This is a genomic window from Pseudoalteromonas sp. 11L1, from assembly GCF_055397545.1.
This window is the reverse complement of the sequence record NZ_AP041141.1, coordinates 321,786-339,332: the sequence shown is the minus strand read 5'-3', so window position 1 is coordinate 339,332 and position 17,547 is coordinate 321,786. Positions and strand designations below refer to the sequence as shown.

Sequence of the window (17,547 nt, the reverse complement as noted above, 5' to 3'; positions counted from 1 at the left end):
ATGTTACCTCCCGATAATATCACTATTTATGGCGAGCAATTTTCAAGTAGATTACTGATTGGCTCTGCGCTTTACCCATCGCCCGCGACGATGACTAAAGCAATTAATGCTTCAGGAGCGGATATTGTTACTGTGTCTTTACGTCGCCAGCAAAACGCAGCTGCAGGAGATGATTTTTGGCAACTTATAAAGAATACAGGGCTTAAAGTTTTACCTAACACAGCAGGATGCCACAGTGTTAAAGAGGCCATTAATTTAGCTAAAATGTGTCGAGAAGTATTTGCTACCGATTGGATAAAGCTGGAATTAATTGGCGATGACTATAACTTACAGCCAGATCCTTTTGCTCTGCTTGAAGCCACTGAGATTTTAATTAAAGATGGGTTTAAAGTACTGCCTTACTGCACCGATGACTTAGTGCTTTGCCAACGTTTAGATGAATTAGGCTGCGAGGTGCTAATGCCATGGGGCGCGCCAATTGGTACCGGTAAGGGATTATTAAATAGTTATAACTTAAAGGCGATACGGGAGCGTTTACCTAACAGCACATTAATTGTTGATGCTGGGTTAGGTTTACCATCGCATGCCTGCCAAGCCTTAGAATTAGGGTATGATGCGGTATTATTAAATTCAGCCATAGCGGGTGCGGGTTGCCCTATTACCATGGGACTTGCATTTAAAGCAGCTGTTGAAGCAGGGCGCTTTGCTTATAACGCCAAAGCAATGCCAGAAAAAGACGTTGCGGCCCCATCAACCCCCACAATGGGTATGCCATTTTGGCATCAAACGTAAAAAATTAGGAAGTAGGTCATTATGAACAATGTAGTATGGACGATTGCGGGCTCAGACTCCGGCGGTGGCGCAGGTATTCAAGCTGATATTAAAGCAATGCAAAGCTTTGGTGTGCACGGTTGTACTGCGATTACCGCACTAACAGCACAAAATAGTTTAGGTGTTGAGGCGATTAATGCTGTCTCGACTGATGTGATTGAGTCGCAGTTATTGGCACTCGAAAAAGACATGAAAGCCAAAGTAATTAAAATTGGTATGTTAGCTAACGTGCAGCAAATTCAATTGATCAGTGAGCATATTAGCCATTACAAAGCGAAGTGGCCAACCCCGCCGGTGATTGTGTACGATCCTGTGGCTATTGCCTCAAGCGGTGACTTACTAACAGAAGAAGACACTGTAAGCGCGATTAAAGAATGCCTATTACCGCTGGTGGATGTAATTACCCCTAATACCCATGAAACACAGTTATTAACAGGTGTGTATTTAATTGGCCCCGCAGCAATTAAAGAAGCAGCAAGCAAACTAATGGCATGGGGTGCCAAAGCGGTGGTTATTAAAGGCGGGCATTGGGATTATCCAAGTGGTTACTGTATTGATTACTGCTCACAAGGTAGTGAAGAGTACTGGTTGGGTAATGAAAAAATTCAGGTTCCGCACAATCATGGCACTGGCTGTAGTATGGCGTCTGTTATTGCTGCATGCCTTGCAAAGGACTATCCGTTAAAAGATGCGTTTATTTTAGCTAAAGCCTATATAAACCAAGGTTTGAAGCAATCAGTTCGCTATGGCGAGGGGATAGGGCCGGTTGCACAAACGTCGTTTCCGACTGACCTAGCGCATTACCCTCAAGTGATTGAAGCAGGTAGTTGGTTGGGTGATGAGCTAGATTTTGATGTACCGCTTGATTTTAATATGGCAGCTGACTTTGCTGCGTGTGAAAGCAAAGCGCTTGGCGCTTATGCGGTAGTCGATAGCGTAGAGTGGCTAGAAAAATGCTTACAAAATGGCATTAAAACAGCGCAATTAAGAGTTAAAGATAAAAGCGAAGATGAGCTTGAACAATTAGTCGCAAGCGCGGTCGCTTTGGGTCAGCAATACAGTGCGCATGTGTTTATTAATGATTACTGGCAGCTGGCAATCAAACATGGCGCATATGGTGTGCATTTAGGACAAGAAGACTTAGAGAGCGCAAATTTAGCGGCTATAAAAGAAGCAGGCCTGCGACTTGGGCTTTCTACCCATGGCTTTTATGAAATGCTTCGGGCGCATAATTACCGCCCAAGCTACATGGCCTTTGGCGCTATTTACCCTACTACCACCAAAGACATGACAGGCCAGATACAAGGGCTTGAAAAACTAACTCGATTTGTGCCATTAATGCAAAGCTATCCTACAGTGGCTATTGGCGGAATTGATTTAGACAGGGCGCAAGAAGTTGCTAAAACGGGCGTGGGCAGTGTAGCCGTGGTACGTGCTATTACCGAGGCTGATGATTACGTAGAGGCAATCAATACCTTAAAATCGGTGATAAATGAGAATGCCTGCTAACATGCAAGCGCAGCAGCTCAGCGACAAAGAAACTCTACGTTATAGCCGCCATTTATTATTAAAAGAAGTGGGGCTTGAGGGGCAGTTAACACTTAAAGCGGCAACCGTTGCTGTGGTAGGTGCAGGCGGGCTAGGAAGCCCTGCGCTACTCTATTTAGCAGCTGCTGGCATTGGCACACTAATATTAATTGATGACGATACCGTTGAACTCTCTAATTTACAGCGGCAAATACTGTATAAAGTGAATCACTTAGGGCAGCAAAAAGTAAATGCAGCAGGGAAGGTGCTTGCGAGCCTTAACAATCAAATAAACATAGTGACTCACTCGCAAAAGTTGAGCGATGCTAACAGTGATGCACTATTCAGTAACGCCGATATCGTACTTGATTGCTCTGATAACTTTGCGACTCGTTACACCGTCAATCGTTTTTGCGTAAACAACAAAACACCACTAATTTCTGCAGCAGCGCTAGCAACCCAAGGGCAATTAATGGGCTTTGACTTTAGGCAAACAGATAGCCCTTGCTATGGCTGCGTATTTCCACAAAATGATGCTAACCCTGTTGTTAATTGCGACAATGCGGGCGTTATTAGCCCCTTACTTGGTGTAATTGGCTCTATGCAGGCACAGCTAACTCTTAATATGCTGTTAGGCCATTTTGGTGGGAGTTTGTTTATAACCTTTGACGCATTAAGCTTAAAGCAACAGCATTTTAAAGTAGTTAAAGATTTAAACTGTAAAGAGTGTGATGGGAAGTAAAAACTTTTACTTGCTCGCTTTTAATCTTTGGTGTCTTCTCATTTACTCCACTTTTTTCTCTTTGTGCAATAAAGTCTTAGGGAAGTTATACACAAAGAGGTTAAGAGGCCGCTACGCTTTAGAGAAACGTTATGAATATGTTCGTAACAGCAATCCCCACACCTACAGAAATTAAAAAACCGCGTTTAAATAACGCGGTTTTTTATTTCTAATTAACGATTTGTTTAATCGTTAATTTTTGCAAACGCAGTGCCTAAACGGGTTACCGTTTCAGGGCGTTGATCATCAAAAATATCGGCTTTATCTGCACCCCATGCAAGCACAACTGTTGAGCCTAATTTAAAGCGGCCCATTTCTTCCCCTTTTTTAAGGGTGATCGCGTTTTCGCCTTTAGTTGGGTAGTTCCAGCTAAACACATCACTGCCAGCTGGTGGAGTGACTGTGCCAGCCCAAATAGTTTCTATGCTAGCAACAATGGTTGCGCCTACAAGGACCATAGCAAGCGGGCCAATTTCAGTTTCAAAAATTGCTACTACACGCTCGTTACGGGCAAATAAATTCGGTACGTTTTGCGCGGTAAGTGGATTTACCGAAAATAAATCGCCCGGTACATAAATCATTTTGCTTAGCGTGCCATCAATTGGCATGTGAATACGGTGGTAATCTTTTGGTGCCAAGTAAATAGTTGCAAATTTACCACCTAAAAACGGTGTTGTGTCGTCTTCTGAGCCACCTAACAACGCTTGTAAGCTGTAATCATGGCCTTTAGCTTGGATTAGTTGGCCGTCAACAATATCGCCAAGTTGGCTGATTGCGCCGTCAACAGGGTGAATAATAATATCGTCATCTTCAACCATAGGACGAGCACCGTCCTTTAACGGACGGGTAAAAAATTCATTAAAGGTTTTATAGTGAGCTGGATCAGAATATTTAGCCTCACTCATATTTATTTTGTATTGTTTAATGAATAGTTTAATTAATGTTGTTGTTAATGCGCCCGCTTTTGCAGCTGCAAGCTTACCTACTACACGAGAAATAAAGTGCTTTGGCATAGCATATTGCATGGCGATTTTAAATTTATCTAAACTCACAGGTTTTTCCCTAATTATACGCGAGGCGCACGCGCGCCGGCACGGCCATCGGCCATGGTTTCTAAAATACGGTGATAGCTTTCAAAGCGTAACTTTGAGATATCGCCATCAGCGACTGCTTGCTGAATTATACAGCCTGGATCGTTTAAGTGTTTACAGTCTCTAAAACGGCATCCACCTATAAACTCTCTAAATTCTTTAAAACACCAAGTGACTCGTTCAACATCTAAATGCCATAAACCAAACTCACGAATACCCGGTGAATCAATTAAGTTACCGCCACTTGGTAAATGATGCAGACGCGATACTGTGGTGGTGTGCTGGCCTAGACCGCTGTTTTCAGAGACTTCTTTAGTCAAAATTTCAGCATCCGGCAGCACAGTGTTTACTAAGGTAGATTTACCCACACCACTTTGGCCAACAAAAATATTGTTTTTGCCTACAAGTACTTCTTTTAATTCATTAATGCCTTCGCCGGTTATATTACTAACTAGCAGCACTTGGTAATTAAGTTTACGGTAAATATCGAGTATTTGTTGTATGTCGTTTAAACCAGTTTCATCAATTAAATCAATTTTATTAAGGACTAAAATCGGCTCAATGCCCATGTCTTCGCAGGCAATTAAATAGCGGTCAATAATGCTTGGCGTAAACTCAGGCAATACTGCTGATACCATTAAAATTTGGTCTATATTCGCGGCAATCACTTTTACACCGTCGTAAAAATCAGGGCGCGTTAACTGTGAACGACGTTCTTGAGTTGCTTCAATAACCCCCGCTAAATCGCCTTCACTTACTTTTGCACGACGAAATAATACCTCATCGCCACATACTAAATTTGATACGGTACGGCGAATATTACAGCGAAGAACATCGCCATTTTGGGTTTCTACGTCGGCATGTTGGCCAAAGCGGCTAATAACAATCGCACTTTCCACTTGACCTAAATTATCTGTTTGCCACTCTTGCGCGCCGACTTTTGCCGGTTTTTTATCGGCATTCGATAAACGCTTTTGATGATTTGCCTTGATCCTACGGGATTGGCCTTTACTTAATTTTTTCTGTTTTGCCACTTGAGGCCTATAACCTGAGTTAAATGCCGAGTTTGCTAAAAAAAGCTTTAGCTCGACGGTTGATGCTAATATGATATATCGAAATGCGTTGGATCTAAAGAAAAGCACCGTTTAAGGTAATTATGACTATTAATAAATCAAATTTAATTTGGCTCGATCTGGAAATGACCGGACTTGAACCAGAGACTGACAAAATACTTGAAATTGCAACTGTTGTCACTGACGCTGATCTGAATATATTAGCCGAAGGGCCAACGATTGCCATTCATCAAAGTGATGAACTACTGGATGGCATGGATGAGTGGTGTACAACTCAGCATGGCAAATCTGGATTAACGGCACGCTGTAAGGCAAGCACGTTTGACGAAGCTTATGCCGTGGAACAAACTCTCGCGTTTTTAAAGCAATGGGTGCCAGCGGGTGCTTCACCTATGTGTGGTAACTCGATAGGCCAAGACCGCCGCTTTATGAATAAGTATATGCGCGAGCTTGAAGACTTCTTCCATTACCGTAATTTAGATGTCAGTACCATTAAAGAACTTGCTCGTCGTTGGAAACCAGATGTGTTGGCTCAAGTGAATAAAAAAGGGTCGCATTTAGCGTTAGACGACATTAAAGATTCGATTATGGAATTAAAGGTTTACCGAGAAAAGTTTTTTAATTTTTAAAAAATACTTGCAAAGCCCCCTAATTATTGTAGAATCCTGCCCCGCTCAAGACGATAACCCCCGCGGGGTTAGTGTGTTTGGGCTTAAGTTAAAGATTCAAGATGAAAGGTTAATGGAACAAGGTTCAATATTGATAGAACCTAGAACCTAGAACCTAGAGTGCGGCACTAGCTCAGTTGGTAGAGCGCGACCTTGCCAAGGTCGAGGTCACGAGTTCGAGCCTCGTGTGCCGCTCCAATTTCTCACCAAAGAAATTGGGGTAGAAATAAAGATTTAAGGTCAAAGGCGAAAAGGTTTAATTTTGACAGAACCTAGAATGCGGCACTAGCTCAGTTGGTAGAGCGCGACCTTGCCAAGGTCGAGGTCACGAGTTCGAGCCTCGTGTGCCGCTCCAATTTCTAACCAAAAGAAATTGTGGTTCAAGATGAAAGTTTAAAATTGATAGAACCTAGAACCTACATATAATGCGGTACTAGCTCAGTTGGTAGAGCGCGACCTTGCCAAGGTCGAGGTCACGAGTTCGAGCCTCGTGTACCGCTCCAATCTTATTTACTTTCCAGATATTCATTCTCAAATAGCAAACAATGACCCATACGCGAATCACTATAAATTTAATTTATGTAACTTTTTTGAAATGTTCAATGTGTGCGAATGATCTATGTTGTAAAGCCTAAAACGCTTCGCCTTGCAAAGTTGCAATAATACGCCTTGAACCACCATGATCACGGTGCTCACCTAAGTATATTCCTTGCCAAGTTCCCAGTGCTAACTGACCGTGACTAATCGGGATAGTTAATTCGCAACCTAAGGTACTGGTTTTTATATGGGCAGGCATATCATCATCGCCCTCATAGTCATGACGGTAATAAGGCTGGCGCTCTGGAACAAATTGATTAAAGTGGCTTTCCATATCCATACGCACGGTAGGATCGGCATTTTCGTTAATAGTTAAGCTGGCTGAGGTGTGTTGAATAAATAAGTGTAATAAACCAACTTTAAGCTGACTCAGTTGTGGGAGGTGAGTAAGTATGTCGTTATCAATTAAATGAAAGCCCCGCGAGCGAGGCTTTAATGTAATTGTGGTTTGCGACCAGCTCATAGCTTATCGAAACTCACTTCTATATTTGCATTACCTGCGTCACTGGTAAACGGCATAAGAATTTTTTTGCCGTCACTTTTGTGAGTAATAGTGTGGTTTTTACCAGACACAACAATGGGTGTTGCCATGGCAAAATCATAGCCTTTTTCACCTAGTAAATTCTTAGCACCACCGGTAACCATATTAGTTATTTCACCGACCATGTCGGTTACTTCTTCATTTATGTCGTCTGGTCGTTCGCCTAACATTCGTTCCATAATAGTCAGCGCTAAACCTTCGTCGAAGGTAATTGAAAATGAACCGCGAGTTTGAGGGCCAACCATACCAATTAATCCCGATACATCACCACAGGCTATCTCATCTGTTTTAATGCGTGGCTTGCCTGGTTTTAACTGAGTTTGAGCCATAGTGCTCAATACATTCATCAAAGAAGCTAAAAAGGGGTTAATGAACTCTACATTCATATTAGATGTCCTTAAATTGGTACTGATAAAGGTTATACGCAAAGTATAGCTATAGTCGCTTATCTATGCTCGGCAAGAGTCACATTTACCATGTGCTTCTATTGTTTGCCCGGAAACTACAAAGCCACTTTCGGCTGCCAAGTTATTGAGCTCATGTGAAATTACTGTTGAGTGCAGCTCTTTAACAAAGCCGCAGCTATCACAAATTAATAGCTGAACAGGATGAATATGATCAAAATGATGACACAGCATAAATGCATTGGTGCTTTCAATTTTATGAATAAAACCGAGTTCGGCTAAAAAGTCTAAAGCACGATAAATCGTTGCAGGTTTAGCGCCTGTTTCAGTGACTTTTAATTGTTCAAGTAAATCGTACGCCCCTACACCACCTTGGGCACTGGCCAATAAACGAAATACCTTCTCGCGAATTGGTGTGAATCGCGCACCACGGTTGTCGCACACTTGTTTTGCTTTACTTACGAGTGATTCTATATTCATCTTCTCTCATCCTTACGCTGCCGTGATATACTAACATACTGTATTGTAGTTGCAGCGTTTTATTAACCGATTTAGTGAAAAGGTACTCATTAATGCATGAACTATTAGCTATATTTATTTTCTTTTTTGCGGTTATCGATCCAATTGGCACAATCCCGGTTTTTATCGCCGTAACTCGTGGAGATGACGACAAGTTTAAGCGTAAAGTGATTTTTAAAGCCGTGGGTGTGTCTGCTTTAGTGCTGTTATTTTTTGTAGTTGCTGGCGAGCAATTACTGAATGTGATTGAGATCCCGCTCTCGGCATTTCAAATAGCAGGTGGTTTAATTTTATTAATTTTTGCACTCTCCATGACCTTTGGTGAAAGTAAGCCTGAAGCTGAAATTAAAAGTGTTAGAGATAGTACTGAAACCGCTATTTTTCCGCTCGCTATCCCATCAATAGCCAGTCCCGGTGCCATGTTAGGTGCGGTATTAATGACACGCAATGAGGAATATACCTGGGTTGAACAAATGATTACCTCATCAATGATGTTAGCTGTTTTAGTGGTGGTACTGATTTTGTTATTACTTGCTACGCATGTACATAAAATAATAGGTGATAGTGGGGCGAGTATTATTAGTCGAATTATGGGGTTAATTTTAAGCTCAGTCGCGGTGACTAATATTTTAAACGGTATTGCGCAATACTTTGGCTTGCAAGTGTTTGCTTAATATTGCTGCGCATAGGGCTTTTGTGTAAAATGCAGCGCCGTTTAAGCTGTGCTTAAATTATAAATTTTTGAGGATCACATTTTGGATAAACGTACTTTAAATCGACGCTTTAGCGTGGCACCCATGCTTGATTGGACTGATCGCCACTGTCGTACGTTTCATCGTAAAATGACAAAACACACCGTGCTCTACACTGAAATGATCACTACTGGCGCTATTTTATTCGGCCGCGGTGACTACTTGCATTTTAATCAGCACGAAGGCCCAGTGGCATTGCAATTAGGAGGATCCGATCCGCAAGCGCTAGCAAAGTGTGCCAAGCTTGCTGGTGAGCGTGGTTATGATGAAATAAACCTTAATGTAGGTTGTCCGTCAGATCGCGTGCAAAATGGACGTTTTGGTGCCTGTTTAATGGCTGAGCCTAATTTAGTTGCAGAGTGTGTTGCTGCAATGAAAAGTGAAGTTAATATTCCGGTTACAGTTAAAACTCGTATTGGTATTGATGAGCAAGATTCTTATGAGTTTTTATGTGCTTTGATAGAGGCTTCACATAAAGTTGGCTGTGATGACTTTATTATTCATGCGCGCAAAGCATGGCTAAAAGGGTTGAGCCCGAAAGAAAATCGCGAAGTTCCTGAGCTTAACTACCCCCGCGTTTACCAGCTTAAAAAAGATTACCCTCAACTTGATTTAAGTATTAACGGTGGTGTTAAAACCATTGAGCAAAGCCTTGAGCATTTACAGTACATAGATGGGGTTATGGTTGGCCGAGAGGCTTACAGTAATCCATTTATGCTTAATGAAGTAGATGAAAAAATTTATGGTGATGCAGCTAACACTCAGTCTCGACATGATGTTGTACGCTCTATGTATGATTACATTGAAGAAGAGATGCGTTTAGGGGCTAATTTTTGGCATGTTGCACGCCATATGTTGGGCATTTTTCAGGGGCAACCTGGTGCGCGTGGTTTTAGACGCCACTTATCTGAAAATGGTCATGGCAAGCAAGCTGATTTAAGTGTTATGGATAAGGCACTAAGCTACGTACCCGAGTAATGCCAATTTAATGCAATTGGCGTAACAGAGCCTCTGTATAGAAAAAGTCACCTCAGGTGGCTTTTTTTGATCCCAAATTTTAGTCAAAAATATAATTTATTAGCCAATTCGACTTAATTTCATTCAGTGACTAGTCATTAACTTACCCCCAAAAATAATTTAAAGCATTGATATTTAATGAAAATAAAAGGATTTTAAGTTGTTGGCATAACTCTTGGAATCCTGTTGATGTATAAATAAAAAATCATCAGGAGAATAACATGGGTATATTTAATCGCGTAAACGACGTCATTCAAGCAAATATCGTAGCTATGCTTGATAAAGCTGAAGATTCAGAAAAACTACTTAATTTGATGCTAACCGAAATGCAAGAGGCACTTAATGAGTGTCGTAGCACCGCGGCAGCACTATTATGTGAAGAAAAAAATATTAAGCGTCAAATAAGCAATAAACAACAAGCGCTCACAAATTGGCAATTAAAGGCCGAACATGCCATTGCAAAAAATCGTGACGATTTAGCTAAATCAGCATTAGCTGAAAAACACGTTATTGAAAAAAACATAGAGTGCTTACAAACACAACTTGAGACATTGCAGCAATCAATTGTAAAAATCACAGAAGACTTTGAGCGCCTACAGCAAAAAATGACACAGGCTAAAGCTAAGCAAGCACAACTTGTAAAGCGTGAAAATGTCGTTGAGGCAAGAGCAAAGATAAATACTCAGCTGCAGAGCGATAAAGTGGCTACTGCTTTATCACGATTTGAGCAAATTGAGCGTCGTGTTGAGAGTGTTGAATCGCAAGTTGAAGCGTATGAACTGACAGATACAGCGAGCAATACGGCAATGCAAATTGAGTCACTGGTTAAAAACGAAAAAATTGATGCAGAACTGGCAAGTTTAAAAGCGAGTTTAAACACCGCTGATAAACAAACAGCCTAAGGAGATTGTTATGAATAATTTTAATACACATCGTCGTTGGTATAAAAATACGCTTAACAAAAAAATATCAGGTGTCTGTAGTGGGTTAGCTTACCGATTAGACTTTCCGGTATGGTCTACTCGTTTAGTCACCGTTTTATTATTTTTAAGTTTTCCGTTTGCAGTGGCGCTAGGTTATTTAATCGCACACTGTTGTCTTGAAGAAAAAGCAGTGTAAGGGGAATAACATGAAAACTTTCGCCGTATGCCTACTTATTGTTACATTATTTTTAATTAATAGCGGTTCGATAATTCATTTTGATGTATGGCAGTTTCCGTTGTGGATTTCAGATATTAGTTGGACAGGTATTGAGCTCATTGGGGCGTTAATCGCCATTATTGTTGTTATTGCGATTGCTGCTTTGGTAACTATGGGGCTTGTTGGCGCGGCGATGGTGGCACTGGCTGGAACTATATTAGCCTTTTTATTCGGATCATTGATGATTGCTTGGCCATTATTGTTTGTGGCAGGCTTGTGCTGGTTAATCGCAGATAACAAAAAAGTAGCTTCTTGAACTTAAATTAGCTGCCTAATATTAGGGAATTATGATAGATTTGGGCTATATTTTTTCGTTTTAACAAGGATTTTACTGATGATTAAACAATGTATTTTGAGTGCAAGTGCGTTAATAGTGGGTGTTTTTTCGTCTTCGTTATTGGCGCACGAAGGACATGAGCACGATAGTGTTGTTGCGCAATTACAAGTAACAAATGCGCAAGTAAGAGAGTTTTTACCGGCTACCAAAGCCAGTGTGGGCTATTTCAGCATTGAAAACCACAGTAATGTTCCGGCAACACTTACAAGAGCGACCTTAGATGGGTTGGGTCGTGTTGAGATTCATGAGCACGTCCACGCTGATGGCATGATGAAAATGCAAAAAGTAGAATCACTGCTTATTAAGGCCCATCAGCAACTCGATTTTAAGCCTGGGAGCTATCATTTAATGGTGTTTGAACCGCAAGAGCCGTTAAAAGTAGGTCAAGAACGCAAACTCACGCTATATTTTGAAGACGGGAATCGAGTATTCACCAATGCGAAAGTAGTTTCGCTAGCATCGCAAGCTGAGCCGGTAAAAGCATCGAAAGATCATAGTCATCATTAGGGGGATAAATGTCACAGCATAAAGGAAAAATAATAACGGCATTGGTACTATTGTTTGTCGTATTTTACGCTATTGCAGTGTACTGGAGCATAGAGCCTGCACGTTTTGATGTGGTACAAAATGCCAAACAGCAAGCACAGCAACGTAGTGAAAAACCAGTAACAGGGTATGTAACCACTTCAACACTTATCACCGTCGCTGATACTCTCTTGACTAAGTCAGGCGGTTATTTATCAAATGATGTACTGCCACCGAGCGTAATAATGGACAACATGCCTGCTTGGGAGTATGGCGCGTTGGAAATGGTGCGTGATTTAGCATTATCAATGCGAAAAGATTTTAGTCGTTCACAGTCACAATCAACTGAGCACGAAGCGCTTAAAAAAGCACAGCCCCAATTTAATATTAGTTCTGAAGCATGGGCATGGCCAAGTGCTGAGGGCGAATATCAAAAGGGTATTGATTACTTATTAGTTTACCGTTCTCAAATTGCGAATCAGCATGAGCGCGATAGCCAGTTTTACTCACGTGCAGATAATTTACGCAGTTGGTTAAAAGAAGCAGAAAAACGCTTAGGTAGCTTAAGCCAGCGTTTGAGCGCGAGTGTAGGTCAAGACAAAGTAAATACCGATTTAGCAGGCAATTCTTCAAATACTCAAGCTACTTATACGCCATTACAACAACAAGTAAAAACATCGTGGTGGGAAATTGATGATGTATTTTATGAGTCACGTGGTGCTACTTGGGCTTTACTGCATTTTTTACAAGCAGTTGAATATGATTTTGCCGAAGTACTTGATAAAAAGAACGCCCGTGTTAGTTTACAACAAATTATACGCGAGCTTGAAGCGACTCAAGAAACGGTTTGGAGCCCAATAATTCTAAACGGCAACGGATTCGGTTATGTCGCCAACCACTCACTCGTTATGGCAAATTATATCTCTAGAGCCAATGCGGCACTGATTGAACTTAGCGAATTATTAGCGCAAGGATAAAAAATGAAAAAGTATTGTATAGCAGCAGCCTTATCAATGGCATGTTTAGCACCTGTAGCACAAGCCGACACTGTATTAGGTTTATATGTAGGAGTTGATGGTTGGAAAGCAGATAATGATGGTGGCTTTTCTGATAATAATAATGCCCTACAAAACTTCAACTTTGAAGATGAGACTTTTGTTAGCTATTACGCCGCACTTGAGCATCCAGTACCGCTAGTACCAAACTTAAAACTAAAATACACTGAGCTTGAACTAAACGGCGCAACACAACTTGAAGATACATTTACTTTTAATGGCACTGATTATGTTGTAGGTACTGATGTTAATTCAGTTACTGACTTATCGCACATTGATTATATTCTTTACTATGAAATTTTTGATAACGACTTAATCTCAATTGATTTAGGTATTAATGCTAAGCAGTTTGATGGTGAAGTTGTGGTAACGGGTACATCACAACAAGGTGGTGCTAACTTCACTGAGATAGAAGAGTTCTCAGGTGTAGTACCTTTAGCATATGGACGTTTTGAAGCAGGTTTACCATTTAGTGGTTTAAGTGTTTTTGCTGAAGGTAGCTTTTTAGCTATTGATGACAGTAAAGTACGAGATTACCAAATGGGTATTGCTTGGGAGTTGATTGATAACCTAGCGGTTGATGTTGCGGTTAAAGCGGGCTACCGCTCTATGGTTTTAGAACTTGATGATGTAGATGATATTAATACTGATATTGATGCATCAGGCCCATTTGCGGGTATACAAGTTCATTTTTAAGCACCGACTTTTCGAAAAGCCACCTCGTGTGGCTTTTTTAGTTACTTTGAAGTGTGCCACACTAATTCAAATTCCCCTTCAAATGCTGCACCAATTAACTGTTTGTACACTTTATTAATTGGGTAATTCATTAGTCTAAACAATTCATCACCGGTTTGGGTAAACTTATAATAGCTCAGTACTAAGTCGTTACTTTTTGCTTTTAAAGTTAGTTTTTGAGTTAAAAAGGAGAGGGTTATCTCTTGTCCTGCTTTTAATGCAGCGGATTCAATTTCTTTACGGTATAACAAATTTAAGTCCATTAAGGTTAATATATCAGGGAAGCTCACACCGCTTTTACCTATGCTTAATGACACTTTATTTCCCTTACCTAATAAATCAAATAACGAGGGTTTTTTGTAATAGCCTAAAAATATTAGGTGACTACTATCTTTTTCGTTATACCCAGAAATAGACACACACTTTCTCAATGAATCCGCTTCGCGCTGGGTCATATGTTTGAGGGTTTGTAAGCTTTTTATAGAAAAGGTACCTGGGCTAATGGTTTCGCCAGTAAAAATTTTTGCCCATAATGTTTGCATTGATTGATTTGAAGTATCTTCACATAAGGCAATAAAGTGCTCTACCCAATCGGCATCAGGTTGTTTAGCGCAGGCTACATCAGGACAAAATTCCATTGCTAAGGCTAAAATAGTCTCGATATTTTGTTGTTGTTTTATTAGCAGTAGATCTTGTCTTTTTTGTGCTCGCGCTAATACTGAATGCTCGCTATTAATACGATAAAGAGACTTTGATTTACCCTGCGTATTATAGATTTGTTCATCAGCTGCAGTCGTATTACTCACTTTTGTGACCGAGTAACCTAACAGTGACTCAATAATATTGGCAAGTTTAATTCTGGCTTGTGCGGTTTTTACTGTCATGGCTTTCCATTATTGCTTGTGCATCACTGAGTTGGGCTACCGTCTTTAAGTTATTTAGCCCAAGGGTGACTATATTGCTTAATATATTTTCAGCAAATATAGCAACATAGCCAGATATAAGCGGCACAGTTGCTTGTCCTTCTATATGCCAGGTTACAGTTTTTGCATGTGGGCTAAATAGTAATCGGCTAGTAATAATATGTTCTTGATTAAATAATACATTAAATACAACTTCATTGGCGCTTAATGAAGTGATTGTCATTTCGCCTTGCCCCCACTTTCCTTGCCAAGATTGATAGGCTCCCGCACCAGCACTAGGTTCACCAATACTAAATTCAATATTGGGATCTATTTGCTGCCACGGCGACCATTTGTACCACTGAGTAAAATCTTCCACTAATGACTTTATAACAGGAGGGCGGGCATTTATTTTAATGCTTTTTTGCACGTGATAGTTTTGTGGTAAAAGTAATCCCACAACAACAAACGCCAACAGCAAGATGGCTGAAAACTGCATTAATTGTTTAAGTAGTTTAATAGGTATGCCTCATTGGTTTTAATATTACAGCATCTATGAATTATTAATAATCACAGCTTATTTAATAGTTTAGCCTAGAGTCGATCATTTTCATCTAGTTTATCTACTTTAAATAAATCTAAAAGCAGACATTAGCAGTAATCAGCTTAGATGATTTGTCTGTTTTAGTAATGCGATAAAGGTAAACAATTTTTAATCAGTGCTTTCATTTTGTGCTATATCAACGTGGATGTCGATAGGGTATAATTCGCGCCTTTTGTTATTGAACGGCCAATTTTATGAGCACATTAAAAGCTGATCGCGGCTTATTCTCATACCCTAAGTATTGGGCTGAGTGTTATGGCACAGCCCCATTTTTACCAACAACACGCGAAGAAATGGACGCGCTTGGCTGGGATAGCTGCGATATTATTATTATTAGCGGTGATGCTTATGTAGACCATCCTAGTTTTGGGATGGCCGTAATTGGCCGTGTGCTAGAAGCGCAGGGGTTTAGAGTGGGCATTATTGCTCAGCCTGATTGGAACTCTAAAGATGCCTTTATGGCATTGGGTAAGCCTAACTTATTTTTTGGTATTACAGCCGGTAACATGGATTCGATGATCAATCGTTACACCGCTGAAAAACGAATGCGCCACGATGATGCTTATACCCCGGGAAATGTTGGTGGTAAACGCCCTGACCGTGCCGTGATAATATACTCGCAACGTTGTCGTGAAGCCTATAAAGATGTGCCACTCGTTTTAGGGGGCATTGAAGCCAGCTTGCGTCGTATTGCTCATTACGATTATTGGCAAGAAAAAGTACGCCGTAGTGTATTGTTTGACGCTAAGGGTGATATTTTAATTTATGGTAATGCCGAACGTCCATTGGTTGAAGTAGCGCACCGTATCGCTGCGGGTGAAACCATGGATACCATACAAGATGTGAGAGGCACGGCGGTTATTCGTAAAGAGCCTTTACCCGGTTGGCGTGGTAGCGATTCAACAGCCATTGATAAAATTGGTAAAATAGACCCTATTCCTAATCCTTATGGGGCGGATGATGTGGGTTGTGCTAAATCAGAATTTAAGCAAGCGGGCATTGATTTAAAAGCCGAAGCTGCAAAACCAATTACCATACAGCCTGCGCGCCCTAAGCCATGGGAAAAAACTTACGTTAAGTTACCCGCTTTTGAGCAGGTCAGTGTTAATAAACCATTGTATGCCCATGCATCGCGTATTTTACACCAAGAAACCAACCCTGGTTGTGCAAGAGCGTTGTTTCAGCGTCATGGCGATCGCTCTATTTGGGTGAATCCGCCAGCCTATCCACTTGAAACCCAAGAAATGGATGATGTGTTTGGTTTACCGTATCAGCGTATTCCGCACCCAAGTTATGGCGACGACAAAATCCCTGCTTACGATATGATTAAAACGTCGGTAAACATAATGCGTGGTTGTTTTGGCGGCTGTTCGTTCTGTTCTATTACTGAGCATGAAGGGCGAATAATTCAAAGCCGATCTCAAGAATCGATTATTGAAGAGATTGAGCAAATTAGAGATAAAGTTCCAGGCTTTACTGGGGTTATTTCTGATTTAGGCGGACCAACCGCAAATATGTACAAACTGCGTTGTACCAGTAAAAAAGCAGAGAGTACCTGTCGCCGCTTGTCGTGTGTGTATCCTGATATTTGTAAGCATATGGATACTGATCATACCCCAACTATCGATCTATATAAAAAGGCGCGTGAGGTTAAAGGGATCAAAAAGATCTTAATTGCTTCGGGCGTACGTTATGACCTTGCTGTACGTGATCCTCGTTACGTTAAAGAGCTAGTAACTCATCATGTTGGTGGATATTTAAAAATAGCCCCAGAACACACAGAAGACGGCCCATTATCAAAAATGATGAAGCCGGGTATGGGCGCCTATGATGAATTTAAAGCGCTATTTGATAAGTACTCTAAAGAAGCAGGTAAAAAGCAGTATTTAATTCCATACTTTATTTCTGCTCATCCAGGGACTAAAGACGAAGACATGGTGAATATGGCTTTGTGGCTGAAATCGAATGACTTTAAGCTTGATCAGGTGCAAAACTTTTACCCATCACCGATGGCTAATGCGACCACCATTTATCATACTGAAATGAACTCGTTGCGTAATATTAAAAATAATACAGAGCAAGTTGCGGTACCAAAAGGCGCGCGCCAGCGTCGTTTGCATAAAGCTATTTTGCGTTACCATGATCCTGCCGGTTGGCCAATGATCCGTGAAGCCCTGCGTAATATGGGCAAGGCTAAACTCATTGGTAAAGGTCCAAATTGTTTAGTGCCAGAAGAAGGCAGAGATGAAAGGCAAACCAAAGGCGGTAAAGGCAATAAGGGCGGTCGTCCTGCGCTTACTCGTCATACTGGCTTTAGTCAGTTTAAAAAAGCCAACACTAAACCTAAGGTGGGCGGTAATCGCCAGCGCGCAAGGTAAAGTAATTATC

General features: G+C 41.0%; 20 protein-coding genes and 3 tRNA genes. 16 read left to right on the top strand and 7 right to left on the bottom strand.

Translation table 11 applies throughout. The features are described from left to right. Genes ACZ5WS_RS01640 through ACZ5WS_RS01630 form a run of 3 tightly spaced genes read left to right on the top strand, consistent with a single transcriptional unit; the run spans position 1 to position 3,100 of the window. Entirely contained in the window at positions 1 to 792 is a 792-nt protein-coding gene (locus ACZ5WS_RS01640; RefSeq protein ID WP_138607098.1) for a thiazole synthase, read from the top strand. 21 nt (positions 793 to 813) lie between these two features. Then, a complete protein-coding gene (gene thiE / locus ACZ5WS_RS01635) occupies positions 814 to 2,340 on the top strand; it encodes a thiamine phosphate synthase (protein WP_464710254.1) in 1,527 nt (508 codons plus the stop codon). Further along, on the top strand, positions 2,324 to 3,100 hold the full coding sequence (locus tag ACZ5WS_RS01630) for a HesA/MoeB/ThiF family protein (RefSeq protein ID WP_138607094.1): 777 nt from the start codon (positions 2,324 to 2,326) through the stop codon (positions 3,098 to 3,100). Before thiE ends, ACZ5WS_RS01630 begins: the two co-directional genes overlap by 17 nt. 224 nt (positions 3,101 to 3,324) lie before the next feature. Here the strand turns inward: ACZ5WS_RS01630 and asd are convergent, their stop codons facing one another. Further along, positions 3,325 to 4,191 carry an archaetidylserine decarboxylase gene (asd, locus tag ACZ5WS_RS01625; protein ID WP_464710251.1) on the bottom strand — a complete coding sequence of 289 codons (867 nt, stop codon included), beginning with the start codon at positions 4,189 to 4,191 and terminating at the stop codon, positions 3,325 to 3,327. Positions 4,192 to 4,205: 14 nt separating this feature from the next. Further along, positions 4,206 to 5,264: a small ribosomal subunit biogenesis GTPase RsgA gene (gene rsgA / locus ACZ5WS_RS01620; RefSeq protein WP_464710249.1), complete on the bottom strand. Its 1,059-nt coding sequence runs from the start codon at positions 5,262 to 5,264 to the stop codon at positions 4,206 to 4,208. Positions 5,265 to 5,386: 122 nt separating this feature from the next. Here rsgA and orn point away from each other — a divergent pair, with 122 nt between their 5' ends. The 4 genes from orn (at position 5,387) to ACZ5WS_RS01600 (ending at position 6,474) form a co-directional block, all read left to right on the top strand. After that, a complete protein-coding gene (gene orn / locus ACZ5WS_RS01615; RefSeq protein ID WP_464710246.1) occupies positions 5,387 to 5,932 on the top strand; it encodes an oligoribonuclease in 546 nt (181 codons plus the stop codon). A 161-nt stretch (positions 5,933 to 6,093) separates the two neighbouring features. Then, positions 6,094 to 6,169, top strand: a tRNA-Gly gene (locus ACZ5WS_RS01610). Positions 6,170 to 6,250: 81 nt separating this feature from the next. Continuing rightward, positions 6,251 to 6,326, top strand: a tRNA-Gly gene (locus ACZ5WS_RS01605). A 72-nt stretch (positions 6,327 to 6,398) separates the two neighbouring features. Further along, a tRNA-Gly gene (locus tag ACZ5WS_RS01600) sits at positions 6,399 to 6,474 on the top strand. A 128-nt stretch (positions 6,475 to 6,602) separates the two neighbouring features. On the opposite strand, the gene ACZ5WS_RS01595 is transcribed toward ACZ5WS_RS01600, so the two are convergent. The 3 genes from ACZ5WS_RS01595 to ACZ5WS_RS01585 all read right to left on the bottom strand — a co-directional run bounded on the left by ACZ5WS_RS01595 (position 6,603) and on the right by ACZ5WS_RS01585 (position 7,993). After that, positions 6,603 to 7,031 carry a secondary thiamine-phosphate synthase enzyme YjbQ gene (locus ACZ5WS_RS01595; RefSeq protein WP_138609062.1) on the bottom strand — a complete coding sequence of 143 codons (429 nt, stop codon included), beginning with the start codon at positions 7,029 to 7,031 and terminating at the stop codon, positions 6,603 to 6,605. Further along, a complete protein-coding gene (locus ACZ5WS_RS01590; RefSeq protein WP_010390540.1) occupies positions 7,028 to 7,495 on the bottom strand; it encodes a chemotaxis protein CheX in 468 nt (155 codons plus the stop codon). The genes ACZ5WS_RS01595 and ACZ5WS_RS01590 overlap by 4 nt, the downstream gene beginning before the upstream one ends. 63 nt (positions 7,496 to 7,558) lie before the next feature. Further along, positions 7,559 to 7,993: a transcriptional repressor gene (locus tag ACZ5WS_RS01585; RefSeq protein WP_008115496.1), complete on the bottom strand. Its 435-nt coding sequence runs from the start codon at positions 7,991 to 7,993 to the stop codon at positions 7,559 to 7,561. A gap of 92 nt (positions 7,994 to 8,085) precedes the next feature. Between ACZ5WS_RS01585 and ACZ5WS_RS01580 the strand changes: the two genes are divergently transcribed. From ACZ5WS_RS01580 to ACZ5WS_RS01545, 8 genes are all read left to right on the top strand, one after another. Beyond that, on the top strand, positions 8,086 to 8,706 hold the full coding sequence (locus ACZ5WS_RS01580; RefSeq protein ID WP_008115498.1) for a MarC family protein: 621 nt from the start codon (positions 8,086 to 8,088) through the stop codon (positions 8,704 to 8,706). 123 nt (positions 8,707 to 8,829) lie between these two features. Then, the gene (gene dusA, locus ACZ5WS_RS01575; RefSeq protein ID WP_464711458.1) at positions 8,830 to 9,762 is read left to right on the top strand and encodes a tRNA dihydrouridine(20/20a) synthase DusA; all 933 of its coding nucleotides are present in this window, start codon (positions 8,830 to 8,832) and stop codon (positions 9,760 to 9,762) included. 260 nt (positions 9,763 to 10,022) lie between these two features. After that, the gene (locus ACZ5WS_RS01570) at positions 10,023 to 10,703 is read left to right on the top strand and encodes a PspA/IM30 family protein (RefSeq protein WP_464710242.1); all 681 of its coding nucleotides are present in this window, start codon (positions 10,023 to 10,025) and stop codon (positions 10,701 to 10,703) included. A 10-nt stretch (positions 10,704 to 10,713) separates the two neighbouring features. Continuing rightward, complete coding sequence (locus ACZ5WS_RS01565; protein WP_010390548.1) at positions 10,714 to 10,920, top strand: PspC domain-containing protein; 207 nt, start codon at positions 10,714 to 10,716, stop codon at positions 10,918 to 10,920. 10 nt (positions 10,921 to 10,930) lie between these two features. After that, entirely contained in the window at positions 10,931 to 11,257 is a 327-nt protein-coding gene (locus ACZ5WS_RS01560) for a hypothetical protein (RefSeq protein WP_178954812.1), read from the top strand. A 78-nt stretch (positions 11,258 to 11,335) separates the two neighbouring features. Further along, positions 11,336 to 11,845 (top strand): copper chaperone PCu(A)C, encoded by a 510-nt coding sequence (locus tag ACZ5WS_RS01555; RefSeq protein WP_178954814.1) that lies wholly within the window; start codon positions 11,336 to 11,338, stop codon positions 11,843 to 11,845. Positions 11,846 to 11,853: 8 nt separating this feature from the next. Then, entirely contained in the window at positions 11,854 to 12,840 is a 987-nt protein-coding gene (locus tag ACZ5WS_RS01550; protein WP_178954815.1) for a DUF2333 family protein, read from the top strand. A gap of 3 nt (positions 12,841 to 12,843) precedes the next feature. After that, a complete protein-coding gene (locus tag ACZ5WS_RS01545; protein ID WP_198522488.1) occupies positions 12,844 to 13,614 on the top strand; it encodes a TIGR04219 family outer membrane beta-barrel protein in 771 nt (256 codons plus the stop codon). Positions 13,615 to 13,655: 41 nt separating this feature from the next. Here the strand turns inward: ACZ5WS_RS01545 and ACZ5WS_RS01540 are convergent, their stop codons facing one another. Both ACZ5WS_RS01540 and ACZ5WS_RS01535 read right to left on the bottom strand, forming a co-directional pair. Then, positions 13,656 to 14,537, bottom strand: coding sequence for a TIGR03899 family protein (locus ACZ5WS_RS01540; protein WP_198522489.1), 882 nt, complete (start codon positions 14,535 to 14,537; stop codon positions 13,656 to 13,658). Next, positions 14,506 to 15,054, bottom strand: coding sequence for an SRPBCC family protein (locus ACZ5WS_RS01535; protein ID WP_198522490.1), 549 nt, complete (start codon positions 15,052 to 15,054; stop codon positions 14,506 to 14,508). Before ACZ5WS_RS01535 ends, ACZ5WS_RS01540 begins: the two co-directional genes overlap by 32 nt. 299 nt (positions 15,055 to 15,353) lie before the next feature. Between ACZ5WS_RS01535 and ACZ5WS_RS01530 the strand changes: the two genes are divergently transcribed. Then, a complete protein-coding gene (locus ACZ5WS_RS01530; protein WP_464710229.1) occupies positions 15,354 to 17,537 on the top strand; it encodes a YgiQ family radical SAM protein in 2,184 nt (727 codons plus the stop codon). Positions 17,538 to 17,547: the final 10 nt, after the last annotated feature.